At 64.8% G+C, this 25,363-nt stretch carries 25 protein-coding genes; all 25 read right to left on the bottom strand.

The window, feature by feature from the left end:
* Positions 1-13: 13 nt before the first annotated feature.
* The 25 genes from coaBC to AC3WJU_RS07335 all read right to left on the bottom strand — a co-directional run bounded on the left by coaBC (position 14) and on the right by AC3WJU_RS07335 (position 25,334).
* Positions 14-1,261 carry a bifunctional phosphopantothenoylcysteine decarboxylase/phosphopantothenate--cysteine ligase CoaBC gene (gene coaBC, locus AC3WJU_RS07455; RefSeq protein ID WP_492259550.1) on the bottom strand — a complete coding sequence of 416 codons (1,248 nt, stop codon included), beginning with the start codon at positions 1,259-1,261 and terminating at the stop codon, positions 14-16.
* A gap of 26 nt (positions 1,262-1,287) precedes the next feature.
* Entirely contained in the window at positions 1,288-1,548 is a 261-nt protein-coding gene (gene rpoZ / locus AC3WJU_RS07450; RefSeq protein ID WP_028267125.1) for a DNA-directed RNA polymerase subunit omega, read from the bottom strand.
* Positions 1,549-1,587: 39 nt separating this feature from the next.
* Positions 1,588-2,160, bottom strand: coding sequence for a guanylate kinase (gene gmk / locus AC3WJU_RS07445; protein ID WP_492259549.1), 573 nt, complete (start codon positions 2,158-2,160; stop codon positions 1,588-1,590).
* A gap of 72 nt (positions 2,161-2,232) precedes the next feature.
* On the bottom strand, positions 2,233-2,559 hold the full coding sequence (mihF, locus tag AC3WJU_RS07440) for an integration host factor, actinobacterial type (RefSeq protein WP_084784535.1): 327 nt from the start codon (positions 2,557-2,559) through the stop codon (positions 2,233-2,235).
* A gap of 109 nt (positions 2,560-2,668) precedes the next feature.
* Positions 2,669-3,550: an orotidine-5'-phosphate decarboxylase gene (gene pyrF, locus AC3WJU_RS07435; protein ID WP_332602180.1), complete on the bottom strand. Its 882-nt coding sequence runs from the start codon at positions 3,548-3,550 to the stop codon at positions 2,669-2,671.
* Entirely contained in the window at positions 3,543-6,863 is a 3,321-nt protein-coding gene (carB, locus tag AC3WJU_RS07430; RefSeq protein WP_284989279.1) for a carbamoyl-phosphate synthase large subunit, read from the bottom strand. The genes pyrF and carB overlap by 8 nt, the downstream gene beginning before the upstream one ends.
* Positions 6,863-8,140 carry a glutamine-hydrolyzing carbamoyl-phosphate synthase small subunit gene (carA, locus tag AC3WJU_RS07425; protein ID WP_492259548.1) on the bottom strand — a complete coding sequence of 426 codons (1,278 nt, stop codon included), beginning with the start codon at positions 8,138-8,140 and terminating at the stop codon, positions 6,863-6,865. Before carA ends, carB begins: the two co-directional genes overlap by 1 nt.
* Positions 8,121-8,642 (bottom strand): PH-like domain-containing protein, encoded by a 522-nt coding sequence (locus AC3WJU_RS07420; RefSeq protein ID WP_492259547.1) that lies wholly within the window; start codon positions 8,640-8,642, stop codon positions 8,121-8,123. Before AC3WJU_RS07420 ends, carA begins: the two co-directional genes overlap by 20 nt.
* On the bottom strand, positions 8,642-10,000 hold the full coding sequence (locus tag AC3WJU_RS07415; RefSeq protein WP_492259546.1) for a dihydroorotase: 1,359 nt from the start codon (positions 9,998-10,000) through the stop codon (positions 8,642-8,644). Before AC3WJU_RS07415 ends, AC3WJU_RS07420 begins: the two co-directional genes overlap by 1 nt.
* Entirely contained in the window at positions 10,000-11,013 is a 1,014-nt protein-coding gene (locus AC3WJU_RS07410) for an aspartate carbamoyltransferase catalytic subunit (protein WP_284989275.1), read from the bottom strand. The genes AC3WJU_RS07415 and AC3WJU_RS07410 overlap by 1 nt, the downstream gene beginning before the upstream one ends.
* Positions 11,010-11,591 carry a bifunctional pyr operon transcriptional regulator/uracil phosphoribosyltransferase PyrR gene (pyrR, locus tag AC3WJU_RS07405; protein WP_059389191.1) on the bottom strand — a complete coding sequence of 194 codons (582 nt, stop codon included), beginning with the start codon at positions 11,589-11,591 and terminating at the stop codon, positions 11,010-11,012. Before pyrR ends, AC3WJU_RS07410 begins: the two co-directional genes overlap by 4 nt.
* A gap of 199 nt (positions 11,592-11,790) precedes the next feature.
* Positions 11,791-12,201: a transcription antitermination factor NusB gene (gene nusB / locus AC3WJU_RS07400; RefSeq protein ID WP_059389192.1), complete on the bottom strand. Its 411-nt coding sequence runs from the start codon at positions 12,199-12,201 to the stop codon at positions 11,791-11,793.
* Entirely contained in the window at positions 12,201-12,764 is a 564-nt protein-coding gene (gene efp / locus AC3WJU_RS07395) for an elongation factor P (RefSeq protein WP_028267136.1), read from the bottom strand. The genes nusB and efp overlap by 1 nt, the downstream gene beginning before the upstream one ends.
* A 168-nt stretch (positions 12,765-12,932) precedes the next feature.
* Positions 12,933-13,454: a tetratricopeptide repeat protein gene (locus tag AC3WJU_RS07390; RefSeq protein ID WP_059389193.1), complete on the bottom strand. Its 522-nt coding sequence runs from the start codon at positions 13,452-13,454 to the stop codon at positions 12,933-12,935.
* Positions 13,451-14,542, bottom strand: coding sequence for a 3-dehydroquinate synthase (gene aroB / locus AC3WJU_RS07385; RefSeq protein WP_492259545.1), 1,092 nt, complete (start codon positions 14,540-14,542; stop codon positions 13,451-13,453). Before aroB ends, AC3WJU_RS07390 begins: the two co-directional genes overlap by 4 nt.
* Positions 14,539-15,105, bottom strand: coding sequence for a shikimate kinase (locus AC3WJU_RS07380; protein ID WP_306959780.1), 567 nt, complete (start codon positions 15,103-15,105; stop codon positions 14,539-14,541). The genes aroB and AC3WJU_RS07380 overlap by 4 nt, the downstream gene beginning before the upstream one ends.
* Positions 15,105-16,304: a chorismate synthase gene (gene aroC, locus AC3WJU_RS07375; RefSeq protein WP_059389196.1), complete on the bottom strand. Its 1,200-nt coding sequence runs from the start codon at positions 16,302-16,304 to the stop codon at positions 15,105-15,107. The genes AC3WJU_RS07380 and aroC overlap by 1 nt, the downstream gene beginning before the upstream one ends.
* Positions 16,305-16,333: 29 nt before the next feature.
* Positions 16,334-17,200: a shikimate dehydrogenase gene (locus AC3WJU_RS07370; RefSeq protein ID WP_492259544.1), complete on the bottom strand. Its 867-nt coding sequence runs from the start codon at positions 17,198-17,200 to the stop codon at positions 16,334-16,336.
* On the bottom strand, positions 17,197-18,879 hold the full coding sequence (gene mltG, locus AC3WJU_RS07365; protein WP_492259543.1) for an endolytic transglycosylase MltG: 1,683 nt from the start codon (positions 18,877-18,879) through the stop codon (positions 17,197-17,199). The genes AC3WJU_RS07370 and mltG overlap by 4 nt, the downstream gene beginning before the upstream one ends.
* A complete protein-coding gene (ruvX, locus tag AC3WJU_RS07360) occupies positions 18,879-19,466 on the bottom strand; it encodes a Holliday junction resolvase RuvX (protein ID WP_441433563.1) in 588 nt (195 codons plus the stop codon). The genes mltG and ruvX overlap by 1 nt, the downstream gene beginning before the upstream one ends.
* Positions 19,467-19,468: 2 nt before the next feature.
* Positions 19,469-22,147, bottom strand: a complete 2,679-nt coding sequence (gene alaS / locus AC3WJU_RS07355) for an alanine--tRNA ligase (RefSeq protein WP_441433562.1) — start codon at positions 22,145-22,147, stop codon at positions 19,469-19,471.
* 120 nt (positions 22,148-22,267) lie between these two features.
* On the bottom strand, positions 22,268-22,480 hold the full coding sequence (locus AC3WJU_RS07350) for a hypothetical protein (RefSeq protein WP_059389200.1): 213 nt from the start codon (positions 22,478-22,480) through the stop codon (positions 22,268-22,270).
* A 58-nt stretch (positions 22,481-22,538) separates the two neighbouring features.
* Positions 22,539-22,913, bottom strand: coding sequence for a DUF948 domain-containing protein (locus tag AC3WJU_RS07345; RefSeq protein WP_059389201.1), 375 nt, complete (start codon positions 22,911-22,913; stop codon positions 22,539-22,541).
* 148 nt (positions 22,914-23,061) lie between these two features.
* Entirely contained in the window at positions 23,062-23,682 is a 621-nt protein-coding gene (rpsD, locus tag AC3WJU_RS07340; RefSeq protein WP_028267147.1) for a 30S ribosomal protein S4, read from the bottom strand.
* Positions 23,683-23,852: 170 nt separating this feature from the next.
* A complete protein-coding gene (locus AC3WJU_RS07335; RefSeq protein WP_284989268.1) occupies positions 23,853-25,334 on the bottom strand; it encodes a replication-associated recombination protein A in 1,482 nt (493 codons plus the stop codon).
* Between the last annotated feature and the right edge of the window lie 29 nt (positions 25,335-25,363).

Here is a 25,363-nt window from a genome sequence, read left to right as displayed (position 1 = left end):
CCTCGCCCGGCGCCTACGTCGCGGGGCGTACTCGGCTTAGTTCAGTGCTGATCCGGTCAATGACAGCGGCCGCGACGTCGGATTTGGAACCCGCCGCCGACTGCGGCGCCGCGCCATGGCCGGAGAGAATGATCACAGAGTTCTGGTCCTGGCCGAACACTCGCCCGACGCCGACCTGGTTGACCACCAAAAGGTCGCAGCCTTTGCGTTTGAGCTTGGCGGTGGCGTGTTCCAGGACGTCGCCGTCTTCGTCCCCGGTTTCGGCCGCAAACCCGATGATCAACTGCGTGGATGCCGCGGCGTCGCGGCGCACTACCAGTTCATGCAGGATGTCCGGGTTCTGCACGAGGCGCACCACGGGGGCGTCGTTGCCGTTGACCTTCTTGATTTTCGTGTCTGAAACCTCGGCAGGACGGAAATCCGCCACAGCCGCGGCCATGATCACGACGTCGGAGCCGACGGCGGCTTCCAGCGCGGCGTCACGGAGCTCCAGTGCGGATTCAACCTGGACCAGTTCGACGCCGGCAGGTGCCTGGACGTCCATGTGGGCAGCGAGGAACCTCACACGCGCTCCTGCGTCAAGGGCCGCGGCGGCCAGCGCAACACCCTGCTTGCCGGAAGACCTGTTCCCAAGGAAACGGACCGGATCCAGGGCTTCCCGGGTGCCGCCTGCGGAAATCGTGATGGTGCGCCCTGCCAGGGGTTTGGGTCCAGCAAGCGGGGTTGAGGGCGAGGAGGGGTCGACCAAAGCCATGGCGGCCGCGAAGATCGCTTCCGGCTCGGGCAGCCTGCCCGGCCCGGAATCCGCTCCTGTCAGACGGCCCACCGCGGGTTCCAGGACGGTGATACCCCTGCTGCGCAGTGTTTCCACATTCGCCTGGGTGGCTTGGTTGCGCCACATTTCGGTGTGCATCGCCGGAGCGAAAAGCACCGGACCATGCGCCATGAGCAGTGTGTTGGTGAGCAGATCCCCCGCTTGGCCGGTTGCCGCCTTGGCCAGCAGGTCGGCAGTTGCCGGCGCGACCACAATGAGATCCGCTTCATGGCCGAGGCGGACGTGGTTGACCTTCTCGACGTCGTCAAAGACGCTGTTGCTCACCGGATTGCCCGAGAGGGCCTCCCACGTAGCCACACCGACAAAGCGGATGGCGGCCTCCGTGGGAATGACCGTGACGTTGTGTCCGGCTTCAGTAAAAAGCCGGAGGAGCGATGCAACCTTGTAGGCTGCGATCCCTCCCCCGACTCCGAGGACTATGCGCACGTGACCTCCGTCAACAGGCAGTCTGTTTACTCTGCGGGCTCGATGGGCGTGGAAACCAGCAGGCCTTCGTTGATCTCGCGCAGGGCGATGGAAAGCGACTTCTCGTTCAGCTTGGTGTCGACCAGCGGGCCAACGTACTCGAAGAGGCCCTCGTGCAGCTGGGCGTAGTACGCGTTGATCTGGCGCGCGCGCTTGGCGCCGAAAATCACCAGGCCGTACTTTGAATCGGCAGCAGCAAGCAGCTCGTCGATCGGCGGGTTGATGATGCCTTCAAGGTTCGTGGACACGAATTCTCCAAATTCTAACGGGCTGACAAGTGCTAGCGCTTAGCGCTGGTGCGGGGTAAGCCCCATGAGTGAAACAAGCTCGTCCGCTGCCCGGCGTACGTCGTCATTGATGACGGTGTGGTCAAACTCCGGTTCAGCGGCAAGTTCCAGTTTAGCGGTTTCCAGCCGTCGCTGCTGTTCCTCCGGGGTTTCGGTGCCGCGGCCCACCAAGCGGCGGACCATTTCGTCCCAGCTGGGCGGAGCGAGGAACACGAAGTTGGCGTCCGGAACTGCCGCCTTGACCTGGCGGGCGCCCTGCAGATCGATCTCCAACAGCACGGACCTGCCTTCGGCGATGGCGGCGTCCACGGTGCTGCGGAGCGTGCCGTAGCGGTTCATTCCGTGGACGACGGCCCACTCAAGCAACTGGCCGTCCGCAACGAGTGCGTCGAATTCTTCGGCGGACTTGAAGTAGTAGTGGACACCGTCCTTCTCCCCCGGCCGCGGTGCGCGGGTGGTGGCTGAAACCGACAGCCAGACCTCGGGGTAATTGTCCCGGATATACGTGGATACTGTTCCCTTGCCAACGGCAGTGGGGCCTGCGAGGACGGTCAGTCCCGGATTCTTGCTCACATCGTCCTTCGTGGAGATTCTATATATGCTGCGTATCTTCTAAACGCCGCATTTGTTGAACGCTGCATTCGTTTAAACTCTGTATTTGTCTTCCATAAAATCTATCAGCGACCGGGATTGGTGAATTCCCAGGCCCCTGAGCCTGCGTGAAGGAGCGATCCCGATCTCCGCCATGATGGCCGCTGCCCGTACCGGGCCAATGCCCGGTACGGCCTCGATCAGCTCGGAAACGCGCATTCGGGCGATGGCCTCGTCAGTCTGCGCCGACTTGATCAGACCGGCAATGCTGAGTTCGCCCGTCCTGAGCTGTTCCTTCGCGAGTGCGCGTCTTGCCCGGGCTCTCGCTGCCTTTTCCAAGGCATCGGAACGTTCCTCTGGCGACAGAGCCTTTAAGGTCACTGACACATCCCCCTTTGGCCGGCATCGAGTGCGTAGCGGATTGGACTGATCCCGAAGCTATCGCGTGCCCAGTGCGGAGCGCAATGCATTGGACCGACGAAGATCAGGCTCAGGCTTCCAGCAAGCCGTCGCGGGTGGACTCGGTGGCGGATCGTAGTCCGGCAATCGTTGGACCAGCCGCCAGGATTCCGCGGCTCGACGTCCCGAGGACCGCCGGGTATGCCGCGCCGAAAGTGGCACGCAGATCCGCCGGCGTGGCTCCTTGCGCGCCCAGCCCGGGCGCAAGGATGGGCCCGTGGACGGCGTCGAGGTCCAGCCCGAGTTCCACGAGCGCCCTGCCGATCGTGGCACCCACCACGAGACCGACAGACCCCATGGCACCGGGATAACGGCGGTTCTCCTCGGCCGCGGCCTCGGCGATCCGCCGGGCCACCGATTCCGTACCGCCAACATGCTGCACGGACTTGCCCTCCGGGTTGGACGTCAGGGCGAGCACGAAAACACCACGGCCGGACTCCGCCGCGAGGTCGAGCGCCGGGCGCAGCGACTCGAAGCCGAGGTACGGGCTCAGCGTCACCGAGTCTGCTGCCAAGGCGGAGCCATCCCGTAGCCAGGCGTCGGCGTAGGCAGCCATCGTGGAGCCGATGTCTCCGCGCTTGGCGTCGGCGATGCTCAATACTCCGGCGTCCGATGCGACCGCGAGGGTCCGTTCCAGGACCGCCATGCCTGCCGAGCCGTGACGCTCATAGAGTGCCACCTGCGGCTTGACCGCGGCAGCGAGCGTTGCCACAGCCTCCACGACGGTGAGCGAAAAGCGCTCCAGGCCGGCGACGTCGTCGTTCAATCCCCAGTCCGCCAAGAGCCCCGGGTGGGGGTCAATGCCGACGCACAAGGGGCCGCGGGCTGCCATTGCGGCAGCCAGGCGGGAACCGAAAGGCTCCCTTCCCGGCTGCGCAAGTGAACGCTGCCCGGCTGCGGCAGACTCAGGCATTGACGGCCTCGGCTGCCGCGGCCTGGGAAGCTGACAGTGCCGCTGCGTGCTCCTGCAGGCTCGTCACCGACCACTCGTAGGTGCGCAGTGCCTCGATGGCCTGCACGGCGGCGTTGAACTCGGCAACCGTAGTGATGCAGGGGATGCCGATGGACGTTGCGGCCGCCCGGAGTTCGTAGCCGTCGCTGCGGGCCTCGCCGCCGGAAGGCGTGTTGAAGACCATGTCGATTTCGCCGGCGATGATGAGGTCCGCGATGGTTCCTTCGCCTTCGGCGCTGCTGCCCTCGGCAACCTTGCGGACCGGGGTGGCCTGGATGCCGTTGCGGCGCAGGACATCCGCAGTGCCACCCGTCGAGACGATCTCGAAACCGAGATCGGACAGGCGCTTGACGCCCATGATCACCGATCGCTTGTCCCGGTTGGCCACAGAGACGAAGATCTTGCCTTCGGTGGGCAACGCGTTGTTGGCCGCGGCCTGGCTCTTGGCGAAAGCGGTGTCGAAGTGCTTGTCGATGCCCATGACCTCACCGGTGGAGCGCATTTCCGGGCCGAGCAGCGAGTCCACTACCTTGCCTTCAGGGGTCCTGAAGCGGCTGAACGGCAGCACGGCCTCCTTCACCGCGACAGGCGCGTCGAGCGGCAGGGTTGAACCGTCGCCCGTCTCCGGCAGCATCTTGTAGGCGCTGCGGAGCTGGTTGATGGTGACGCCGGTGCCGATCAGGGCCGCAGCCTTGGCCATTTGCACGCCCGTTGCCTTTGAGACGAACGGAACGGTGCGGGAAGCGCGCGGGTTGGCCTCAAGCACGTAGAGCACGTCTGAAGCCAGCGCGAACTGGATGTTGATGAGGCCACGGACGCCGACGCCTTCAGCGATGGCCCGGGTGGCCGTGCGGACGCGTTCGATCACGTTGCTGCCCAGGGTGATCGGGGGCAGGACGCACGCGGAGTCACCGGAGTGGATGCCGGCTTCCTCGATGTGCTCCATGATGCCGCCGAGGTACATGTCCGTGCCGTCGAAGAGCGCATCGACGTCGATTTCGACGGCGTCCTCGAGGAAGCGGTCGATCAGCACCGGGTGGTCCGGGGTGATTTCGGTGGCGTTGGCGATGTAGCGCGAGAGGTTGGCCTCGTCGTAGACGATCTCCATGCCGCGTCCGCCCAGCACGTAGGACGGACGGACGAGGACCGGGTAGCCGATTTCGTCGGCGATCTTCTTCGCGTCCTCGAAGGACACAGCGGTGCCGTTCTTCGGGGCGATCAGTCCGGCCTGGTCAAGCACGCGCGAGAACATGCCGCGGTGCTCGGCAAGGTCGATCGCTTCCGGGGAGGTACCCAGGATCGGCACGCCGGCGTCCGCCAGCTGCTGTGCGAGTTTGAGCGGGGTCTGTCCGCCGAGCTGCACGAACACGCCCATGACGCCGCCCGTGCGCTCCTCGGCCGCGATGACTTCGAGGACATCCTCGAGAGTCAACGGTTCGAAGTAGAGGCGCGTTGAGACGTCGTAGTCCGTGGAGACGGTTTCCGGGTTGCAGTTGACCATGACGGTCTCGTAACCGGCCTTGCGCAACGCCATGGAGGCGTGGACGCACGAGTAATCGAACTCGATGCCCTGGCCGATGCGGTTCGGTCCCGAACCCAGGATGATGACGGAAGGCTTGGAGTGCAGGCCGACCTCGTCCTCCTCGTCATATGACGAGTAGTGGTACGGGGTGTAGGCGGCAAATTCAGCGGCACAGGTGTCCACCGTCTTGTAAACCGGACGGATGCCCAGGGCCTGCCGGACGCCGCGGACAACGGCCTCCGGGTTGTGCGTCAGGGCGCCGATCTGCTCGTCCGAGAAACCGTGGCGCTTGGCGTTGCGGAGCATGTCTTCCGTCAGGGCGCCGGCCTTGCGGATCTCGTGGGACATTTCGTTGAGCAACTGCAGCTGGTCGAGGAACCACGGATCGATCTTGGTTGCGGCGTAGAGTTCCTCAACCGAGGCGCCGCCGAGCAGGGCGCGCTGGACCTGGTGGAGGCGGTCCGTCGTCGGGCGCTTGGACTTCTCGATGAGTTCCGGAACTTCCCATTCGGGAACGTGGCTGAAGTCCAGCTGCGAGCCCTTCTGCTCAAGGGAGCGAAGGGCCTTCTGCAGGGCTTCCGTGAAGTTGCGGCCCATGGCCATGGCTTCACCGACGGACTTCATGGTTGTGGTCAGCGTGTTGTCCGCGGCCGGGAACTTCTCGAACGCGAATCGCGGAACCTTGACGACGACGTAGTCGAGCGTCGGCTCGAACGATGCCGGAGTCTTCTGCGTGATGTCGTTGGGGATCTCGTCCAAGGTGTAGCCCAGGGAGAGCTTGGTGGCGATCTTGGCGATCGCGAAGCCGGTGGCCTTGGAAGCCAGCGCCGAGGATCGCGAAACCCGCGGGTTCATTTCGATGACGACGACGCGTCCCGTGTCCGGCTCGATGGCGAACTGGATGTTGCAGCCACCCGTGTCGACGCCGACTTCGCGGATGACGGCGATGGAGATGTCGCGCAGCCTCTGGTACTCGCGGTCCGTCAGGGTCAGGGCCGGGGCAACCGTGATGGAGTCGCCCGTGTGGACACCCACCGGATCGAAGTTCTCGATGGAGCAGACAACAACGACGTTGTCGTTCTTGTCGCGCATCATCTCCAGCTCGTACTCTTTCCAGCCGAGGATGCTCTCTTCGAGCAGGACCTCGGAGGTGGGGCTGTACTGCAGGCCCTGGCCCACGATGCGGCGCAGGTCGTCCTCGTTGTACGCCAGCCCCGAGCCCAGGCCGCCCATGGTGAAGGATGGGCGGACAACCATCGGGTAGCCGAGGTCTTCCGCCGCAGTCAGTGCTTCATCCATGGTGTGGATGATGTGGCTGCGCGCCGACTCGGCGCCGCAGCGTTCCACGACGCCCTTGAACTTTTCGCGGTCCTCGCCGAGTTCGATCGCGGCAATGTTGGCACCGATGAGTTCGACGTTGTACTTCTCGAGCACGCCGTTCTTGTCGAGCGCGATGGCCGTGTTGAGGGCCGTCTGTCCACCCAAGGTAGGCAGGACGGCGTCCGGGCGCTCCTTGGCGATGATCTTTTCCACTACCTCCGGGGTGATGGGCTCCACGTAGGTGGCATCGGCGAACTCGGGGTCCGTCATGATGGTGGCCGGGTTGGAGTTCACGAGGATGACGCGCAGGCCCTCCTCTTTGAGCACCCGCAGGGCCTGGGTTCCGGAGTAGTCGAATTCGGCCGCCTGGCCGATGACGATCGGGCCGGACCCGATAACGAGGACGCTCTTGAGATCTGTACGCTTTGGCATTACTTGGTGTCCTCGTTCTTCGCGGAGTTCGATGTCTGAGTGTCGGTGCCCTGTGCGGCGTCCTGGCCGTTCTTCGTGCTCTCCATCAGCTCGATGAAGCGGTCGAAGAGGTAGGCGGCGTCGTGCGGTCCGGCCGCGGCTTCGGGGTGGTACTGGACCGAGAAGGCCGGAATGTCGAGGCAGGCGAGTCCTTCGACGACGTCGTCGTTGAGGCTCACGTGGCTGACCTCGACCCGGCCGAAGCGCTCTTCGGGAGCCATGGTGGCACCGTCCATGGGAGCGTCGACGGCGAAGCCGTGGTTCTGCGAGGTGATTTCGACTTTGCCCGTGCGGCGGTCCATCACCGGCTGGTTGATTCCGCGGTGGCCGTACTTGAGCTTGTAGGTACCGAATCCGAGGGCGCGGCCCAGGATCTGGTTGCCGAAGCAGATTCCGAAGTACGGCAGCTTCTCATCGAGCACGGAGCGGAGCAGTTTCACCTGGGCATCCGCCGTGGCGGGGTCGCCGGGGCCGTTGGACATGAAGAAGCCGTCAGGGTTGACTGCCTTGACGTCTTCCAGTGTTGCGGTGGCCGGCAGGACATGGACACGTACGCCGCGTTCGGCGAAGCGGACCGGGGTCATGGCCTTGATGCCAAGGTCGATCGCGGCCATGCTGAATTTCGGCTCGCCGTCCCAGCCATGGTCCGCGGGCTCGACGACGTATGCTTCGTCGATGCTCACTTCTTCGGCCAAGCGGGCACCTTCCATGGGTGCGCTGGCCAGGACGGTGTCCAGGAGCTCCTTGTCGGTGGCCTGGGCTGCCTCGCCGGAGAAGATTCCGGCCCGCATGGTCTTGTGCTCACGCAGGTGCCGGGTGATGGCGCGGGTGTCCACGGCCTGGATGCCGACGATGCCCTGTTCGACGAGCTCTGCGTCGAGGCTGCGCTCCGAGCGCCAGTTCGATGGGCGTCGCGCGGCGTCGCGGACCACGTAGCCGGCCACCCAGATGCGGCGGGACTCGGCGTCTTCTTTGTTCACACCGGTGTTCCCGATATGCGGAGCGGTCTGGACCACCAGTTGGCGGGCGTAGGAGGGGTCCGTAATGGTTTCCTGGTAGCCGGTCATACCGGTGGCGAAGACCGCCTCGCCCAGGGCCACGCCCGTGGCGCCATAGCTGCGGCCGCGGAACGTGCGGCCGTCTTCGAGGACCAGCACTGCCGCGGAGGACTCTGCTGGGTTGGTATTGCCTGTCACTGCGTTGGTGTCCGTCACTTTGTTACTTTCCACTATCGGCATCTGCCTGGGGGGCTGCAGAGATCAATTCTTGAAGTGCTTCGAGGAGCGGTTGCTTGTCAGCGGCGCGCCTGGGCCTGAATCCGGTATCGAGTTCGTGTTCTCCAAGCATCCAGCTCAAGACCACGAGCCCATCCTTCTCCACGAACTTGCCTGCCATTCCGGTGGCGCTGCCGCAATCGGTCACGGCTTCCGCCGGAACGAACAATGGTGCGGTCCCCTTCCGGTCGAAGAGGATGCCTTCCGGATGGATGCTCATTTCCGCGTTGCCGCGGAAGCCAAGCCCGTGGACGGCCACCCGGTCGAGCCAGTCTCCCGCCGTCGTCGTGGCCACATACTGCCCTTCAGCCACAATGCCTGCCGGGCTGAGCAGTTCAGGTAGATCCGGAAGCTGCCCGAGGCCGGCCTGCCGCTTGAGCCTGCCCCGCCAACCTATCGCAATGAGTCCGGCCGCGACCGCGGCGAGAACCACGACGAGGAGCAGCGAAGCAATCTTGGTGTCCATCAGTTGCTGCCGGCGCCGGCCGGCTCCGCTTCGTAGCGGTACGGCGTGTTGAGCTTTCCGTCCAGCACGGTCGGGTGGCCCTTGAAGAAGGTGGCGACGACGGCGCCGGGCAGCTCTTTGCCCGCAAAGGGTGAGTTCCGGCCCATGGTCGCCATCTTATGCGGATCCACGGTCCACCGGGCAGCCGGATCCACGAGGATGACGTTCGCGGGCTCGCCGGCCTCGAGCGGACGTCCCTGATCCGCCACGCGGCCAATGGCCGCGGGAACCGTGGACGTGACCCGGGCGAAGTCGGCCCACGTCATGAGCCCCGTTTCGATCATGGTTTCCTGGACTACCGACAAAGCAGTCTCCAGTCCCGTCATGCCCATGGCCGCCTGGGCCCACTCGCACTCTTTGTGCTCGCTCGGGTGCGGGGCGTGGTCCGTGCCGACGACGTCGATGGTGCCGTCCGCGAGCCCGGCACGGAGCGCCTGGACATCCGCGTCGGTGCGCAGGGGCGGGTTGACTTTGTAGACGGGGTCGTAGCTGCGGACCAGTTCGTCGGTGAGCAGCAAGTGGTGGGGTGTGACCTCCGCGGTGACGTTGATCCCGCGTTCCTTGGCCCAACGGACGATCTCCACCGAGCCGGCGGTGGATACGTGGCAGACGTGGAGGCGCGAACCGACGTGCTGGGCCAGCAGGACGTCCCGGGCGATGATGCTTTCCTCGGCGACTGCCGGCCACCCGGCCAGGCCGAGGACCGCGGACACGGTGCCCTCGTTCATCTGGGCACCCGCGGTGAGGCGGGGTTCCTGCGCGTGCTGGGCTACGACGCCGTCGAACGCCTTGACGTACTCCAGGGCGCGGCGCATCAGCACGGGATCGTGGACGCAGATTCCGTCGTCGGAGAAGACCCGGACCTGCGCGCGGGAGTCCGCCATGGCGCCGAGTTCGGCGAGCTGCTCGCCGGCGAGCCCGACCGTAACGGCGCCCACCGGGCGGACGTCCACCCAACCGGAGGCGCGGCCCAGGCTGTGGACCTGCTCGACGACGCCGGCCGTGTCCGCCACCGGGTTGCTGTTGGCCATGGCGTGGACCGCGGTGTAGCCGCCAAGGGCCGCGGCGCGGGTGCCCGTCTCCACGGTTTCCGCGTCTTCGCGGCCAGGTTCGCGCAAGTGCGTGTGGATGTCTACCATGCCCGGAAGCGCCACGAGGCCCGCGGCCTCGATCACGGTGGCGCCGTCGGCGGTAAGGCCGGTGCCGCGCTCAGCGATGACGCCGTCGCGGATCAGCAGGTCCTCGGCGTCGCCACCCAGGATGGCCGCACCTCGGATCAAAAAGGTACCCGTTGCTGTCCCTGTTGAGGTCTGGGTCATCAGTTGCTCTCCTTATCGGAACGGGCGGTGCCCGGCATGGGGGCGGCTTCACGGGAATCCCCCGAGAGCAGCAAGTACAGGGCGGCCATCCGGACCGACACGCCATTGCGGACCTGGGCCAGGACGGTGGAGCGCGGCGAATCGGCGGCGGCGGAAGAAATCTCCAGCCCGCGGTTCATGGGGCCGGGGTGCATGATGATGGTGTCCTTGAGCCCGAGGTCGTCGAGGGCGCGGAGGCGGGCATCGTCGAAGCCCCAGCGCCGCGAATACTCGCGGGTGGAAGGGAAGAAGGAAGCGTTCATGCGCTCACCTTGGACGCGCAGCATCATCATGGCGTCCACTCCGGCCTCGAGGGTCTCGTCGAGGTTGTAGCTGACCTTGCAAGGCCAGTGTTCGACGCCGATCGGCAGCAAAGTGGGCGGGGCCACCAGGGTTACTTCCGCACCAAGCGTGCGCAGGAGCCACACGTTGGAGCGGGCGACGCGGGAGTGCAGGACATCGCCGGCGATGGCGACGCGCATGCCCGTGAGGTCGGCGCCTGTGGACGCCGAGCCGTGCAACGAGGACCAGTGGCGACGCATCGTGAAGGCGTCCAGGAGTGCCTGCGTGGGGTGTTCGTGGGTGCCGTCCCCGGCGTTGATGACGGCCGCGTCGATCCAGTCGGTGGCAGCCAGGCGGTGCGGAGCCCCGGAAGCCCAGTGGCGGATGACTACCGCATCGGCCCCCATGGCGGCGAGCGTCTGCGCGGTGTCCTTGAGGGACTCGCCCTTCGAAACCGAGGAACCCTTGGCCGCGAAGTTGATGACGTCGGCGGACAGCCGCTTCGCCGCGGCCTCGAAGGAAATGCGGGTGCGGGTGGAGTCCTCGAAGAAGAGGTTGACCACGGTGCGGCCGCGCAGGGCGGGCAGCTTCTTGACCTCCCTGTCCCCCACTGCAGCCATCTCTTCGGCGGTGTCCAGGATCCGGATGGCGTTCTCGGCGCTCAGGTTCTCGGTGGAGAGCAGGTGTTTCATGCGCCCGCCTCGATCACTACTTCATTGATGGGCTGGCCATCAACGGAATCGAGTTCCTCGAGGTGGACCCGGACCTTTTCCGAAGAAGACGTGGGCAGGTTCTTGCCGACGTGGTCCGCGCGGATCGGCAGTTCGCGGTGCCCGCGGTCCACGAGGACGGCAAGGCGGACGATGCGTGGCCTGCCGAGGTCGATGATGGCGTCAAGGGCTGCCCGGATGGTGCGGCCCGAGTACAGGACGTCATCGATGAGGACAACAACCTTGTTGTCGATGCCGGACAACGGCAGCTTGGTGGGGTATGGAGGCCTGGCGGGCTGGTGCGAAAGATCGTCACGGAACATGGTGACGTCCAGCTGACCGACAATCGCGGAAGCGTTGACGGACGGATCCGCGGCGGCGATTTTCTCTGCCAGCCGCACTGCCAGCGGATAACCGCGGCGCGGGATGCCCAAAAGAACCAGGTCCTGGGAGCCTTTGTTGGCTTCGAGGATCTCGTGGGCGATACGAGTGAGCGCACGATCGATATCCGCGTGGTTGAGAACAACCCGGGACGGCACCGGCGCAGTGACTTCAGTCATCGCTCGTCTCCCCTTTCCCCGCCTCACGGGACGGAATTAAAAAAGGAACATTTGCTCTTCAAAATTACCACAGGGCTCAGGCCCGCCGGACGCGCCCGGGGCCAGGGCGCTGCGTTTTAGCTCACAGTTGCGGGTACGACGAAGGGCCGGTGCCCGCGGTTTCCCGTGGCTCCGGCCCTTCGTCTGCTTCCAATGCCGCTTATGCGAGCAGTGAAGGCTTCAGCGTCTGCAAGCGGCCGAGGAGGCCGTTGATGAACGCAGGAGATTCGTCGGTGGACATGACCTTGGCCAGGGCTACCGCTTCGCTGACTGCTACGCCGTCAGGCACGTCGTCGTTGTAGAGGAGTTCCCAGGCGCCGATCCGCAGGATGATGCGGTCTACCGCCGGCATCCGCTCCAAGGTCCAGCCCTGGGCGTAGGTCTGCAGGAACTCGTCGATGGTGGGCTGCATGGCAACCACGCCTTCCACGATGTCCACCGTGTACGGGTTGACGACGAGGTCGGTCATTTCCCGGCGGGCCTTCAAGACCTCGAAAGCGGAGGCGGAACGCTGCTCCGCCTCGAACAGTACTTCGAGGGCCCTGTTACGGGCCTTACCACGGGCGCTCACTAGTCGTTGACCCGGCCCAGGTAGCTGCCGTCGCGGGTGTCGACCTTGACCTTGGTGTTGTTCTCAACGAAGAGGGGCACCTGGATCTCGTAGCCGGTCTCGAGGGTAGCCGGCTTGGTTCCGGCCGAGGAGCGGTCGCCCTGCAGGCCCGGCTCGGTGTAGGTGATTTCGAGGACAACGCTCGGGGGCAGTTCGATGTAGAGCGGGGTGCCCTCGTGGATGGCGATGTTGACCATCTGGTTTTCCAGCATGAAGTTGGTGGCGTCGCCTACCGTGGCACCGGAAACCGTGATCTGGTCGAAGTCCTGGGTGTCCATGAACACGAAGTCCGCGCCGTCCTGGTACAGGTACTGGTAGTCGCGGCGGTCAACCGTGGCGGTTTCGATCTTGAGGCCGGCGTTGAAGGTCTTGTCGACCACTTTGCCCGACATGACGTTGCGCATCTTCGTGCGCACGAACGCGCCGCCCTTGCCCGGCTTGACGTGCTGGAACTCAATGATGTTCCAGAGCTGGCCCTCGAGCTTCAGCACGGTTCCATTCTTGATGTCATTTGTGGTTGCCACTAGTATCCTCTGGTTTCTCTCACTGGTGCTAGCTACCGCTTTAGCTACTGGTTTAGCTTCCAGCCGACTATGCCAAGCAGGCATGCCGTGACGGCCGCCAGCGCGTATTTATCAAAAATCCAAAGTCCATTCTACCGGCAAAATGCGCCGAGCCTGGCCGCGCCCGTGTCAGGAGGCGAACTCGAGGACGTTCCGGGCGCGCTGCAGGGCCACAGCAGAGGAGTAGATCAGCGAAGCGTCGGCCGCCAAGGCGACCCGCAGGTCCAAGGCCTTGGTAAACGATTCTGCAGCGGCGACGTGATTGCCGGCCACAAAATAGGCCCGCCCCAAATATTGGTGGACGACAGGTTCCTTGGCGGTGCCGTGGACTTCGCCCAGGAGTTGGCGGAAGAGCTCCACGGCCCGGTCAAAGCGGTTGGTGGCACGGTGCAGTTCGGCCTCGAAGATCCGCAATTTGAACGACTCGGGATCGTTGTAGCGCGCCTCGGCCAACAACTCGGCGGCTTCACCCGGGTGGCCTTCGAGCATGAGGGCCATGATGCGGTCGGCCGGATCGCTCGACTCGGCCAGTGCGGACTGCATGGCTTCCTCGTTGACGATGGCCGGCAGGAGGGTGTCAGGGTTGGTGCGCACCCCGGGGAATCCGCCCGTGGGCCAATCGCTGATGCTGCTGAAGGTCTCGGTGGTCATGATGCGATCTCCTGGTAGGCAGCGAAGAGCAACGAGGTGTCCGGGACGTCAAGGATTCCGGGCTTTGCGACGCCGTCGAGCACCACGAAGCGCAAGAGGTCTCCGCGGGATTTCTTGTCACGGCGCATGCCGTCCAGCAGGCCCTGCCAGCGGTCCCGGCGGTAGGTGACCGGCAACCCGAGTCCCTCCAGGATGGTGCGGTGCCTGTCGGCGTCGACGTCGGAAAGCCGGCCGACGCTGCGGGCGAGCTCGGCGGCAAACATCATGCCGACCGAAACCGCTGCGCCGTGGCGCCACGAGTAGCGTTCCACGAGTTCGATCGCATGGCCAAGGGTGTGCCCGTAGTTGAGGATTTCACGCAGGCCGGATTCCTTGAGGTCTTCGGAAACCACCTTCGCTTTGACCGCGATGGCGCGTTCGATGAGCTCGCGGAGCACCGCCGAGCCTGGATCGGTGACTTCCTCCGGCTTGTTTTCGACGAGTTCCAGAATGGCGGGATCGGCAATGAATCCGCACTTGATGACCTCCGCCATTCCGGAGATCAACTCGTTCTTGGGCAGCGTCTGGAGAGTGTCCAGGTCCGCGAGGACAGCCGCGGGCAGATGGAAGGAACCTACCAGGTTCTTGCCTTCGGCCGTGTTGATGCCGGTCTTGCCGCCAACCGATGCGTCCACCATACCGAGGAGGCTCGTGGGCATGTGGATGACCTTGACGCCGCGCAGCCACGTTGCGGCGACGAATCCGGCGAGGTCGGTGACCGCGCCGCCGCCGACCGCCACGATGGCGTCGGAGCGGGTGAAGTCGTTCTGGCCAAGCACTTGCCAGCAGAAGGCGGCAACCTGGATGTGCTTGCCTTCTTCGGCGTCGGGGATCTCGGCTGTGAGGGCCGTGAACCCGGCAGCCTCGAGTTCGGCGCGGACCGTATCGCCCGTGAGGCGCAGGGCACGAGGGTGGATCACGAGAACCCGCCGGACCCGCTCGCCCAGCTTCGCGGGAAGGGTCTCCAGGAGCCCGCGCCCGACAACGACGTCATAGTTCTCGTTGGCGGACTGGCCAGTGACCTTGATGACAGTTGCTTCGTTGCTCACTTTTGCACTTCCTCTTTCAAGGCCGCGTATTCACGCAGTCTTTCCTCCACGTGGAGGGCGATTTCCGCCACTGTCCCGGACCGGACGTCGACGATGATGTCTGCAAGGCGTTCATAGACTGGACGCCGGGCGGCAAAAAGGGTCTCCCAGCGGGCCATGGCGTCGCCGGCCAGGAGTGGCCGGCCTGTGTTGCGGGCAATGCGCTCGGCGACAGTCTCGGCGTCGCACTCAAGGTAGATCACGGTGCAGTCGCCCAGCAGCTGCTGCGTGCCCGAATCGAGCACTGCGCCGCCACCCAGCGAGACTACGGCACGGTTGATGTTCGCAGCGTCGACGGCGCGTGCCACCGTCCTGGCCTCGATCTCCCGGAATGCGTGTTCTCCGCGACCGGCGAAAATATCCGCAATCGTGCCGTGGTGCTCAACGATGACGGCGTCCGTGTCCACGAAGGGCACGCCCAATTGTTGGGCGAGTTGCTGGCCGATGACCGACTTGCCGACGGCCATTGGCCCAACCAAAACGATCGCGCGCCCATAACCGGCGCCCGGGTTACCGCGGACCACTAGTGGCCGACCGAGTCCAGGGTTGCCGGGATGCTGTCCAGGTAACCCCGAAGGTTCCGGGCGGTCTCAGCGACCGAGTCACCGCCGAACTTCTCGGCAACGGCCTCGGCCAACACCAGGGCAACCATGGCCTCGGCCACGACACCCGCCGCCGGAACGGCACAGACGTCGGAGCGCTGGTGGTGCGCCTTGGCGGCCTCACCGGTGCTCACGTCAATGGTCTTCAACGCACGAGGGACCGTGGCGATGGGCTTCATGGCGGCACGGACACGCAGGACTTCGCCGATGCTCATGCCGCCTTCGATGCCACCGGCCCGGTTGGTCTTGCGGACGATCCGGCCGGTTTCGTCCTTGACGATTTCATCGTGCGCGGCGGAGCCACGGCGGGCCGCTGTCAGGAAGCCATCGCCGACTTCGACGCCCTTGATTGCCTGGATGCCCATCAGGGCAGCGGCCAGGCGGGAGTCGAGGCGACGGTCCCAGTGCACGTAGCTTCCGAGCCCCGGCGGAAGGCCGTAGGCCAGGACTTCGACAACACCGCCGAGGGTTTCGCCTTCCTTGTGTGCTGCGTCGACCTCGGCCACCATGGCGTCGGAGGTCTCCCGGTCGAAACAACGCAGAGGATCGGCGTCGAGGGCCAGGACGTCGGACGGCACGGGCAGGGGGCGGCCCTCGGGCACGGTCACGCTCGCGATGGATACGGTGTGGCTCACGAGCTCGATACCAAGCTGCTTCAGGAATTGCGAAGCGACGGTACCCAAGGCGACACGCGTGGCGGTCTCGCGGGCACTGGCGCGTTCCAACACAGGGCGGGCCTCAGGGAATCCGTACTTCTGCATGCCTGTGAAGTCCGCATGGCCGGGCCGCGGACGTGTCAACGGCGCATTGCGGGCTTGGTCCGCGAGGACTGCGGGGTCCACCGGGTCGGCAGACATGATCTGCTCCCATTTGGGCCATTCGGTGTTGCCGATCTGGATCGCGACGGGGCCACCCTGCGTCACGCCGTGCCTGACGCCGCCAAGGATGGTCACTTCGTCCTGCTCGAACTTCATCCGGGCGCCGCGGCCATAGCCGAGACGGCGACGCGCCAAGGCGTCACGTATTTCCTCGCTGGTGAGTTCAACACCGGCGGGGACGCCTTCAACAATTCCGAGCAGTGCCGGGCCATGGGATTCACCGGCAGTCAACCAACGCAACATATATCCAATCCTGCCATGTAAGGCCCTTACTAGACCCGCCGGGGAAGCCCGACTGAGTCACACATCACATCTATGACATCGGCGGTGACGTCGGCTCCTGAAAACAAACGGATTTGCTCCACGGCCTGATAGAGCAACATCTCGAGGCCCGGAACCACCACTCCGCCCCGCGAACGCCATGCTTCGGCAATACGGCTGGGCCAAGGATCGTAGGCCACATCGAGCAGCACACCTATGCCGACGTCGGGAAGCGTGCCGTCGGGAAGCTGCCCAAGCTGCGCCGCAATGCCGTCCGCCGCCCGCGGCGGAAGCGTGGAGATCACCAGATCCGCTCCTGCCATGCCAACAGCCGCTTCGGTCATCGGCCGGAGGTGGATGGAAAGCCCGACGGCGGCCGCCGCGACTTTCGCCTCGGCGGCCCGCCCGGCGTCGCGCACAAAGACGTCAACGTGTTTCGAGCCGAGCTCCCGGAGCGCCGCAATAGCCGCTGCCGAGGTCCCTCCGCCGCCAAGGACCGCCGAGCCCGGCTGCTCCTTGACTCCTGCATTCCTGACGGCGTCGACTATGCCCGCCACATCCGTGTTGTGGCCGACCCGACGCACGCCGTACTCAGTCGCTTCGAAAGCCACCGTGTTGATGACGCCCAAGTACGCACCGGCCCCCCGGACCTCGTCGACTTCGTCCACCATGGCGGTCTTGAGGGGCATGGTGACGGACAAACCGCACCAGTCATCCCCGTCCACGAGGCCCGCCATGAAGGCCGGGAGCCGCTCCACCGTTACATCGATCGCCGAGTATTCGATGTCGAGCCCGAGCTTCGCGTAGGCCGCTCGGTGGAGCGCTGGTGACTTCGAGTGGCTGATGGGGTGCCCCAGGACGGCAGCACGTCTACTCACACGCACCGTCCGGCGTTGGCAGCACACCAGGCGTTGTATTGGTCAACGTATTTGAGGTGTTCCGCCAGGGTGCTGGAGAACTTGGTTTCCTTGGTGTCGAGATTGATCGTCACCCAGTAAAGGTAGTTGTTGGCTGTCGGCTTGGCGGCGGCATCGATCGCCGTCTTGCCGGGTGAACCGATGGGGCCGACCGGCAGGCCCACGTTGGCGTAGGTGTTGTAGGGGTTGCCCTTGTCGGCCTTCTGGGCGTCGGTCAGGTGGAAGGTCTTGGTACCCAGGCCGTACGTAACGGTGGCGTCGGACTGGATGAGCCCGTTCGTCTCGGTGTTGCCCGGCTTGAGCCTGTTGTAAATGGCGCCGGCCACGTTGCCGTAGTCGGCCTGCCCGCCTTCAGCCTGCACGATGCTGGCTACCGTGATGGTCTGGTACTGCTTGGCGGGATCCGTGACACCCTGGGCCTTGAGCTCGTCGGTAGTGGCCGTGACCAGCTTCTGGAGGATGTCCTTGGCAGAGGTTCCAACGGGGAAACGGTACTCCCCCGGTGCCAGGAAGCCTTCCAGGTTCTTTGCCTGGGCAGGGACGCCAAACTGGGCCGGCGAGTCGCTGAGCGCCTTCAATTCGGAGAGAGGTATGCCCGAACCCTTGGAGATCGCGTCAAGGGATTCACCGATGCGCAATCCGGCACTCAATGCGAAGTACATGACCTTGGAAGAATCCTTGCCGAGGAGCACATTCACCGCATCGGAGTTCTTCATTTCCGTTTTGAAAGTGAAATCACCGGGTGAGAGCTCACCACCGGCGGCAGTGAAGGCTGCCACGAAAGAATCGGCGTCGGCAATGACGTGCTGGCTCTGGAGGTTGCTCGCGACCAGCTTGGGGCCGGAGCCCGGGGCAACCGTGATGGTGACCGAGCCGGTGCCCGGGCCTGGGTAGTCGCTGACCTTGTCCATCCCGAGCAATGGCTTCAGGAACTGTGCACCAACGGCAACCGCTGCGACGAACACCGTGAGGGTGAGCAGGAGCGCGACAAGCCGACGGCGCCTGCGGACCTTCTTCGAGGGGACCTTCGGCGCAGGAGTCGCAGCTGCCATGAGGTCGTGCGCACCGTGCTCCTCGTGCACCGCGTAGTCGAACTGGGGGTCGTGGTGCGCATAACCTTCGTCATGGGCCTGCAGGTCGTGAAACTCGTCATCGTGTGCAACGTCGTAGCTGTGAACAGCGTCGTGCTCGACGACATCGGGGTGGAGAGTATCGTGCCTGACGTCGTCGGGGTGCGCCACGTCGTAGTGCTCGACCTCTGGCTGCACTGTGTCGTCGATGGGGTGCACAGCGTCAACGGGCTGCAGGGGAACTTCAGGCTGCGCTGGGTCAGGGTGCTCCTGCAGGTCCTCTTGGGACCGGACTGCTTCTCCATGGTTACCGTCGCCATGGATACCGTCGTCGTGGAGGTCAGCGGCGTGCGTGGTCGCTTCCGGGGCCGCCGGCGCATAGTCCGGGACGAATGCAGGCTGCGGTTTCGGGACTGCGACAGGTTCAAAGTGGACAGGCACAGGTGGTGGCAACACCTCCTGGTTCTGCGTCTCCAGGAATCGTTCCCTGGCACGGATTTCACGACGCGTCAGAGGCCGGGTACGGTCTTCTGCTGCGTCGTTGGAGGGGTCGTTGTTGACCGGGCTCACTATTGTCTTCCCCTCGTTGGAGAGTGTGGATCAATGCCGGAGGCCGGCAGCGGCGCACTGGCACCGTCAATGTGTTGGGGTGGCATTGGCGCCTGCACGCGCCTGCCCACATCCGCACCTCTGGCTTTTTGCATGTCGATCGCGTGCTGCAGAATTCCGGCAGCGGCAACCTGATCCACCACTTTACGATGATCCTTGCTGCTCATGCCAGCTTCATGGAGATTGCGGTGGGCCGTCACAGTACTGAGCCTCTCGTCCACCATGTTGACTGGAACATCGAGTCCTTGGCGCTGCAAGTGGGCTGCCAGCAAGTCCGCGTAGTCCGTGGCCATGGCCGCAGAAGCGTGTTCTTCGCCCTTCATCGTCCGCGGCAGGCCGACGAAGATCTGGACTACGCCGAGCTCCTCGGCATGCCGGACAATGACCCCGATATCGGAATTCTTCTTGGCGTCCCGGCTTACCGTCTTGAACGGCGTGGCCAGGATCCCGTCCGGGTCGCAGATGGCGACTCCCACACGGACGGTCCCGACGTCTACCCCCAGTTTGATGCCCCGGGGGTAGTCGTCGTTGCTCGCAATGGCCTCCAAAATCAGCGCTTGGCGATCGCGTCCACAACGGCCGCAAGGGCCGGTGCGATCTTCGCGTCGTCGGTTCCGCCGCCTTGGGCGACGTCGTCCTTGCCGCCACCGCCGCCACCGAGGATTCCTGCGGCCACGCGGACAAGGGCGCCTGCCTTGACGCCCGCTTCACGCGCTGCCTCGTTGGTGGCGATGATGATGACCGGACGATCGTTGCTGACACCGGCCACGGCAACCGTGGAAGCTTCGGAGCCGAGCCGGTTTCGGATGTCCATGGCGAGGCTGCGGAGGTCGTCCGCTCCCCCGACTTGGCCGGCGTCGTGCGCCACTACCCGGACGCCTGCGGCATCCTGGGCCGTGGCAACGAGGTTCGCAGCGGCTGCGGTCAGCTGTTCCTTGCGGAGGCGGTCGAGTTCCTTTTCCGTTGCCTTGAGCTTGGCCAAGGTGCTGGAGATCCGGTCCGCCAACTGGCCCGACGGGACCTTGAGCATCTCCGTAAGCTCGGTGACCAAGGCTCGCTCAGCTGCGAGGTGCCGGAAGGCGTCGAGGCCGACGAAGGCTTCCACGCGGCGGTTTCCCGAACCCACGGATTGCTCGCCGAGCAGCGACAGGCTCCCGATGAGGGAGGTGTTGGCCACATGGGTGCCACCGCAAAGCTCACGGGACCACGCGCCGTCGATCTCCACGACGCGGACTTCGCTGCCGTAGTTTTCGCCGAAGAGGGCCATGGCGCCCAGGGCCTTTGCCTCGGCGAGGCCCATCACCTTGGTGTCCACCCGGAAGTTATTGCGGATGGCGATGTTCGAGACCTCTTCGATCTCGGACTTCGTGGCTGCGCTCAATCCCTCGCCCCAGGCGAAGTCGAAGCGTAGGTAACCGGCCTTGTTGAAAGAGCCACGCTGGGTGGCTTCCGGGCCGAGGATCTGGTGCAGGGCGGCGTGCACGATGTGGGTGCCCGTGTGGGCCTGCTCGGCGGCGTGGCGGCGTTCGCGGTCGACGGCGGCACGCACCAAAGCGTCCGAGGCGATCTCGCCTTCGCGGACGATAGCCTTGTGGACGCTCAGGCCCTTCACGGGGCGCTGGACGTCGAGGACCTCGACGACGAAGCCGTCACCGGTGATGAGGCCCTTGTCGGCCGACTGGCCACCCGCCTCTGCGTAAAACGGGGTCTCGTTGAGCACGAGCTCGATTTCGTCGCCCGTGGAGGCGTGGGCAACACGCCGGCCCGAGCTCACGATGCCGCGGACCCGGGCCTCGCCTTCCAGTTCGGTGTAGCCGGTGAAGACCGTCTCGCCCTCGGCCAGGAGCTCCTGGAAGGCCGAGACGTCGGCGTGTCCACCCTTCTTGGCCTTGGCATCCGCCTGGGCGCGCTGGCGCTGCTCCAGCATGAGGCTGCGGAATTCGGCTTCGTCAACCTTCAAGCCGGCCTCCTCGGCCATTTCGAGGGTGAGGTCGATCGGGAATCCGTAGGTGTCGTGAAGGGCGAAGGCATCCTCGCCGGACAGCGGCTTTCCGGCGGCCTTGGAGAGCACCACGGCTTCCTCGAGGCGCGCGGTGCCGGAGGCGATGGTGCGCAGGAAGGCTTTTTCTTCGGCGTAGGCGATGCGGCTGATGCGATCGAAGTCGGTCTCCACCACGGGGTAGACACCCTTCATGGCGTCGCGGGAAGCCGGGAGCAATTGCGGCAGGCAGGCTTCTTCGACCCCGAGGAGGCGCATCGCACGGACGGCACGGCGGATCAGCCGGCGCAGGACGTAGCCGCGGCCTTCGTTGGACGGGGACACGCCGTCGGAAATGAGCATGAGGGCCGAACGGATGTGGTCGGCGACGACGCGCATCCGGACGTCGTCCGTGTGGTGCGGGTCGTCAGCGGACTCGGCAGAGGTGTATTCCTTGCCGGAAAGGGCTGCGGCCTTGTCGATGACGGGACGGACCTGGTCCGTTTCGTACATGTTTTCGACGCCCTGCAGGATCATCGCGAGGCGTTCCATGCCGAGGCCGGTATCGATGTTCTTCTTGGGCAGTTCGCCAACGATGTCGAAGTCCACCTTCGAGCGGACGTTCTCGATCTGGTACTGCATGAACACGAGGTTCCAGATTTCGACATAGCGGTTTTCGTCCGCGATGGGACCGCCTTCGGCGCCATAGGCCGGGCCGCGGTCATAGTAGATTTCCGAGCACGGGCCGGCAGGACCAGGCTGCCCGGTGGACCAGTAGTTGTCGGCCTTCCCCATCCTCTGGATGCGCGAGGCAGGGATGCCGGTGTTCTTCAGCCACAAGTCCTGGGCTTCGTCGTCTTCCTCGTAGACGGTCACCCAGAGGCGCTCGACGTCGAGTCCGTAACCGCCGTCGTCGACGCTCTTGGTGAGCAACTCGAAGGCGAACTTGATGGCGTCTTCCTTGAAGTAGTCCCCGAAGGAAAAGTTTCCGCACATCTGGAAGAACGTGCCGTGGCGGGCGGTCTTGCCCACTTCCTCGATATCGCCGGTGCGGATGCACTTCTGGACGCTCGTGGCGCGGTCGAAAGGCGGCTCCTCGCGGGCGGTGAGGTAGGGAATGAAGGGAACCATGCCGGCCACAGTGAAGAGTAGGGAAGGGTCGCTAGATACGAGCGACGCTGAGGGGACGGCTGTGTGGCCCTTGCTGACAAAAAAGTCCACCCAGCGTTTGGTGATCTCCTGCGACTTCATTAGCTGATTACTTACCCTTCTCAATTCACTGCACATGAGTTTGTGCGCGGTTCTGGCATGCGCCATTGCCGCAGCTTCTAATTCTGCCCTGTTGACGGCCGCTTGGGCGAACCGCGGCTGCTAACGGCTGCCGGCGTCGGACTCTACGATGCCAAGCGCGGCCCTGAGGTCGACTTCGCGTTCATTCATTCCGGCGCGCACGGCGTCGGCGAAGTCGTACACGCCGTCGGCCAGCCGCGCAACGGCACGGTTCAGGCCTTCGGGGCCAATGGCGGCCTGTGCTTGGGTGATCTTGCGGAAGGCGATGACTCCGATTGCCATGCCGATCCCCATCCAGACAATTCTTTTCACAGTTTTCCTGACATACGAAGGTCGTGACTTACGAACGGATTCAGCGGCTGCGGCGGCCACTGCCCGGTTTGCGGCGGGCGGCAAAAGCCGAGCGCACTCCATAGCTGAACGCTGCCACCTTGATGAGCGGCGAACCGACTGTTGCGGCCACCAGCGAGGACAAGGCAGAGATGTTGGCGGAGGCGTCGGAAACGTTGGAGGTGATGCCATCCACCTTTTTCAGCTGCTGGTTGGTGGTGGAAACCGTCGCCGTGACCTCGTCCATCAGGGGGGTCGCTCCGTCGCTCAAGGAACGGATGGAGGTGCGGACCTCATCGAAGACCCGCCCGAGTTTGAGGATCGGCACGGCCAACAGGACTACAAGGAGCGCGAAAACTCCGGCTGCGATCAGGCCTGCAATATCGCCACCAGTCATGGATACTCATCTCCTAGCATTTGTTGCTTTGCCGCTGGTTCGCCATGTGGTTCTACACAGGCACCCCGGCGTGGCTTCCCCAAGTACCTTACATACAAAGAAGCCCGCGGCGCGTGCCACGGGCTTCTTTGTATGTGCTTGCTGGGAATTAGCGAGCGTAGAATTCGACCACGAGCTGCTCTTCGCAGGTCACGGGGACCTCGGAGCGCTTCGGGCGACGAACCAGGCGTGCCTGCAGGGCGTCGATCTTGACGTCAAGGTATGCCGGAACGACGTTCAGGACGTGTGCGCCGGCAGCTGCAACCTGGAACGGAGCCATGACTTCGCTGCGGCTGTGAACGTGGATGAGCTGGCCTTCCGCAACGCGGAACGACGGGCGGTCCACGCGGATGCCGTCAACGAGGATGTGGCGGTGCACAACCAGCTGGCGGGCCTGGGCGATGGTGCGGGCGAAGCCTGCACGCAGCACGAGGGCGTCGAGACGCATTTCGAGCAGTTCGATCAGGTTTTCACCGGTCAGGCCCTTGGTGCGACGTGCTTCTTCGAAGGCACGGGTCATCTGGGCTTCGCGGATGCCGTACTGGGCGCGCAGACGCTGCTTTTCGCGCAGACGTACGGCGTAGTCAGAGTCCTGCTTCTTGCGGGCACGGCCATGCTCACCGGGGCCGTACGGACGGCGCTCCATGTACTTGGCGGCCTTGGGAGTCAGAGCGATGCCGAGTGCACGCGAAAGGCGTGCGGTACGGCGAGCACGAGTGTTGTTAGCCACTTGTGTCCTTCCAATATCTGCGGTGTGTCAGTGTTACTGGCCTCCATGAGGGAGAGCATCGGCCAACCGCTGCCTTTTGCTACGGGGCGCAGGGCACAGCATCAAAACCTGGATTTTGATGGATTGTGCGCCCGAGCCTTGCCAGACAAGCATCTAGCCTACCATGACGGCTACTTGCCCCGGATGATCCTGCGCAGCCGCTCAAGCCTCGGAGCAATATCCCGTTCGGCGCCGTTTGCCGTGGGCTCGTAATAGTCCCTGCCGACCAGATCGTCCGGAGCGTACTGCTGGGTGGCAACGCCATGCGGGGCATCGTGGGCGTACTTGTAGCCTTGGCCGTGGCCAAGGCCTTTCGCTCCTTGGTAGTGCGCGTCCCGCAAATGCGCCGGAATCCCGACCCCCATCCCCGCACGCACATCTGCGATGGCTTTGTTGATGCCCAGGTAGGCGGCATTTGACTTGGGCGCGGTCGCCAGATGCACCACCGCTTCGGCGAGGATGATCCGGCCTTCGGGCATGCCGATCAACTGCACTGCCTGGGCAGCGGCGACGGCGGTCTGCAGCGCCGTCGGATCCGCCATGCCGATGTCCTCGGCGGCCGAAATGACGATCCGGCGGGCCACGAAGCGCGGATCCTCGCCCGCTTCAAGCATGCGGGCCAGATAGTGGAGGGCCGCATCGACGTCGGAACCGCGGATCGACTTGATGAACGCACTGGCGACGTCATAGTGCTGGTCGCCCGCGCGGTCGTATCGGACGGCAGCCACGTCCAGCGCCCGCTCCGTATGGCGGAGTTCGACGACGACCGGAGCCTCGGGGGCGCCGTCACCTGCCAGCCCTTCCTCTTCAGAAGCGTCTTCGGACGCGTCGCCGTCGTCGTGGTTCCTGTCACCGTAGGCGACGCCGGCAGCGGCCTCGAGCGCGGTGAGCGCACGGCGGGCATCGCCCCCGGACAAGCGGACCAGGTGCTCCAAGGCTTCCGGGGTGAGCTCCACTCCCCCTGCCAAGCCGCGGGCATCGGCAACGGCGCGCTGCAGCAGCGCTTCGATGTCGCTGTCGGTGAGCGGTTTCAAGGTAAGCAGCAGTGACCGGGAAAGCAGCGGCGAGACCACCGAGAACGAAGGGTTCTCGGTGGTAGCTGCGACCAGGACCACCCAGCGGTTCTCGACCCCGGGAAGCAGGGCGTCCTGCTGGGCTTTGTTGAAGCGGTGGATCTCATCCAGGAACAGCACCGTGGTGGTCCGATAGAGATCCCGGGCAGTCAAGGCATTTTCCATGACCAGGCGGACATCCTTGACGCCCGCGGTAATGGCGGACAATTCGACGAACTTCCGGCCGGGTCCGCGGGCAATGACGTGTGCCAGCGTCGTCTTGCCCGTACCCGGGGGTCCCCACAAGATGACCGAACTCGGGCCGGCAGGACCGGCGGCGTTGGCCCCTGCGGCAAGCTGCCGCAACGGAGACCCCTGGCCCAGCAAATGCTGCTGGCCCACAACGTCGTCGAGAGTCCGGGGCCTCATACGGACAGCCAAGGGGCTCCGCGGCGACGCCGGACGCCCTGTGCCTGCGCGTCCATCGCTGGAACGGTCCGAATCCGCCTGGCTGCCGGCGTCGTCGTCATTGTCCGCGTCGGCACCAAAGAGATCTTCCACATGGATAGGCTACTCATGATTCCAGCGAA

It is taken from the genome of Arthrobacter sp. FW306-1B-F12A (assembly GCF_058781865.1).
Note: the sequence above shows the minus strand (reverse complement) of the source record. Positions and strands in the feature narration are given on the sequence as shown.

Excerpts from the sequence above, each read along its gene's own strand:
- alaS (WP_441433562.1), bottom strand. The coding sequence starts at position 22,147 with ATGAAGTCGCAGGAGATCACCAAACGCTGGGTGGACTTTTTTGTCAGC.
- pyrR (WP_059389191.1), bottom strand. The coding sequence starts at position 11,591 with ATGACTGAAGTCACTGCGCCGGTGCCGTCCCGGGTTGTTCTCAACCAC.
- AC3WJU_RS07420 (WP_492259547.1), bottom strand. The coding sequence starts at position 8,642 with ATGGACACCAAGATTGCTTCGCTGCTCCTCGTCGTGGTTCTCGCCGCG.
- AC3WJU_RS07390 (WP_059389193.1), bottom strand. The coding sequence starts at position 13,454 with ATGACCACCGAGACCTTCAGCAGCATCAGCGATTGGCCCACGGGCGGA.
- aroC (WP_059389196.1), bottom strand. The coding sequence starts at position 16,304 with ATGTTGCGTTGGTTGACTGCCGGTGAATCCCATGGCCCGGCACTGCTC.
- pyrF (WP_332602180.1), bottom strand. The coding sequence starts at position 3,550 with ATGCCTGAGTCTGCCGCAGCCGGGCAGCGTTCACTTGCGCAGCCGGGA.
- AC3WJU_RS07415 (WP_492259546.1), bottom strand. The coding sequence starts at position 10,000 with ATGACCCAGACCTCAACAGGGACAGCAACGGGTACCTTTTTGATCCGA.
- AC3WJU_RS07345 (WP_059389201.1), bottom strand. The coding sequence starts at position 22,913 with ATGACTGGTGGCGATATTGCAGGCCTGATCGCAGCCGGAGTTTTCGCG.
- AC3WJU_RS07350 (WP_059389200.1), bottom strand. The coding sequence starts at position 22,480 with ATGGGGATCGGCATGGCAATCGGAGTCATCGCCTTCCGCAAGATCACC.
- carB (WP_284989279.1), bottom strand. The coding sequence starts at position 6,863 with ATGCCAAAGCGTACAGATCTCAAGAGCGTCCTCGTTATCGGGTCCGGC.
- AC3WJU_RS07410 (WP_284989275.1), bottom strand. The coding sequence starts at position 11,013 with ATGAAACACCTGCTCTCCACCGAGAACCTGAGCGCCGAGAACGCCATC.
- carA (WP_492259548.1), bottom strand. The coding sequence starts at position 8,140 with ATGCCGATAGTGGAAAGTAACAAAGTGACGGACACCAACGCAGTGACA.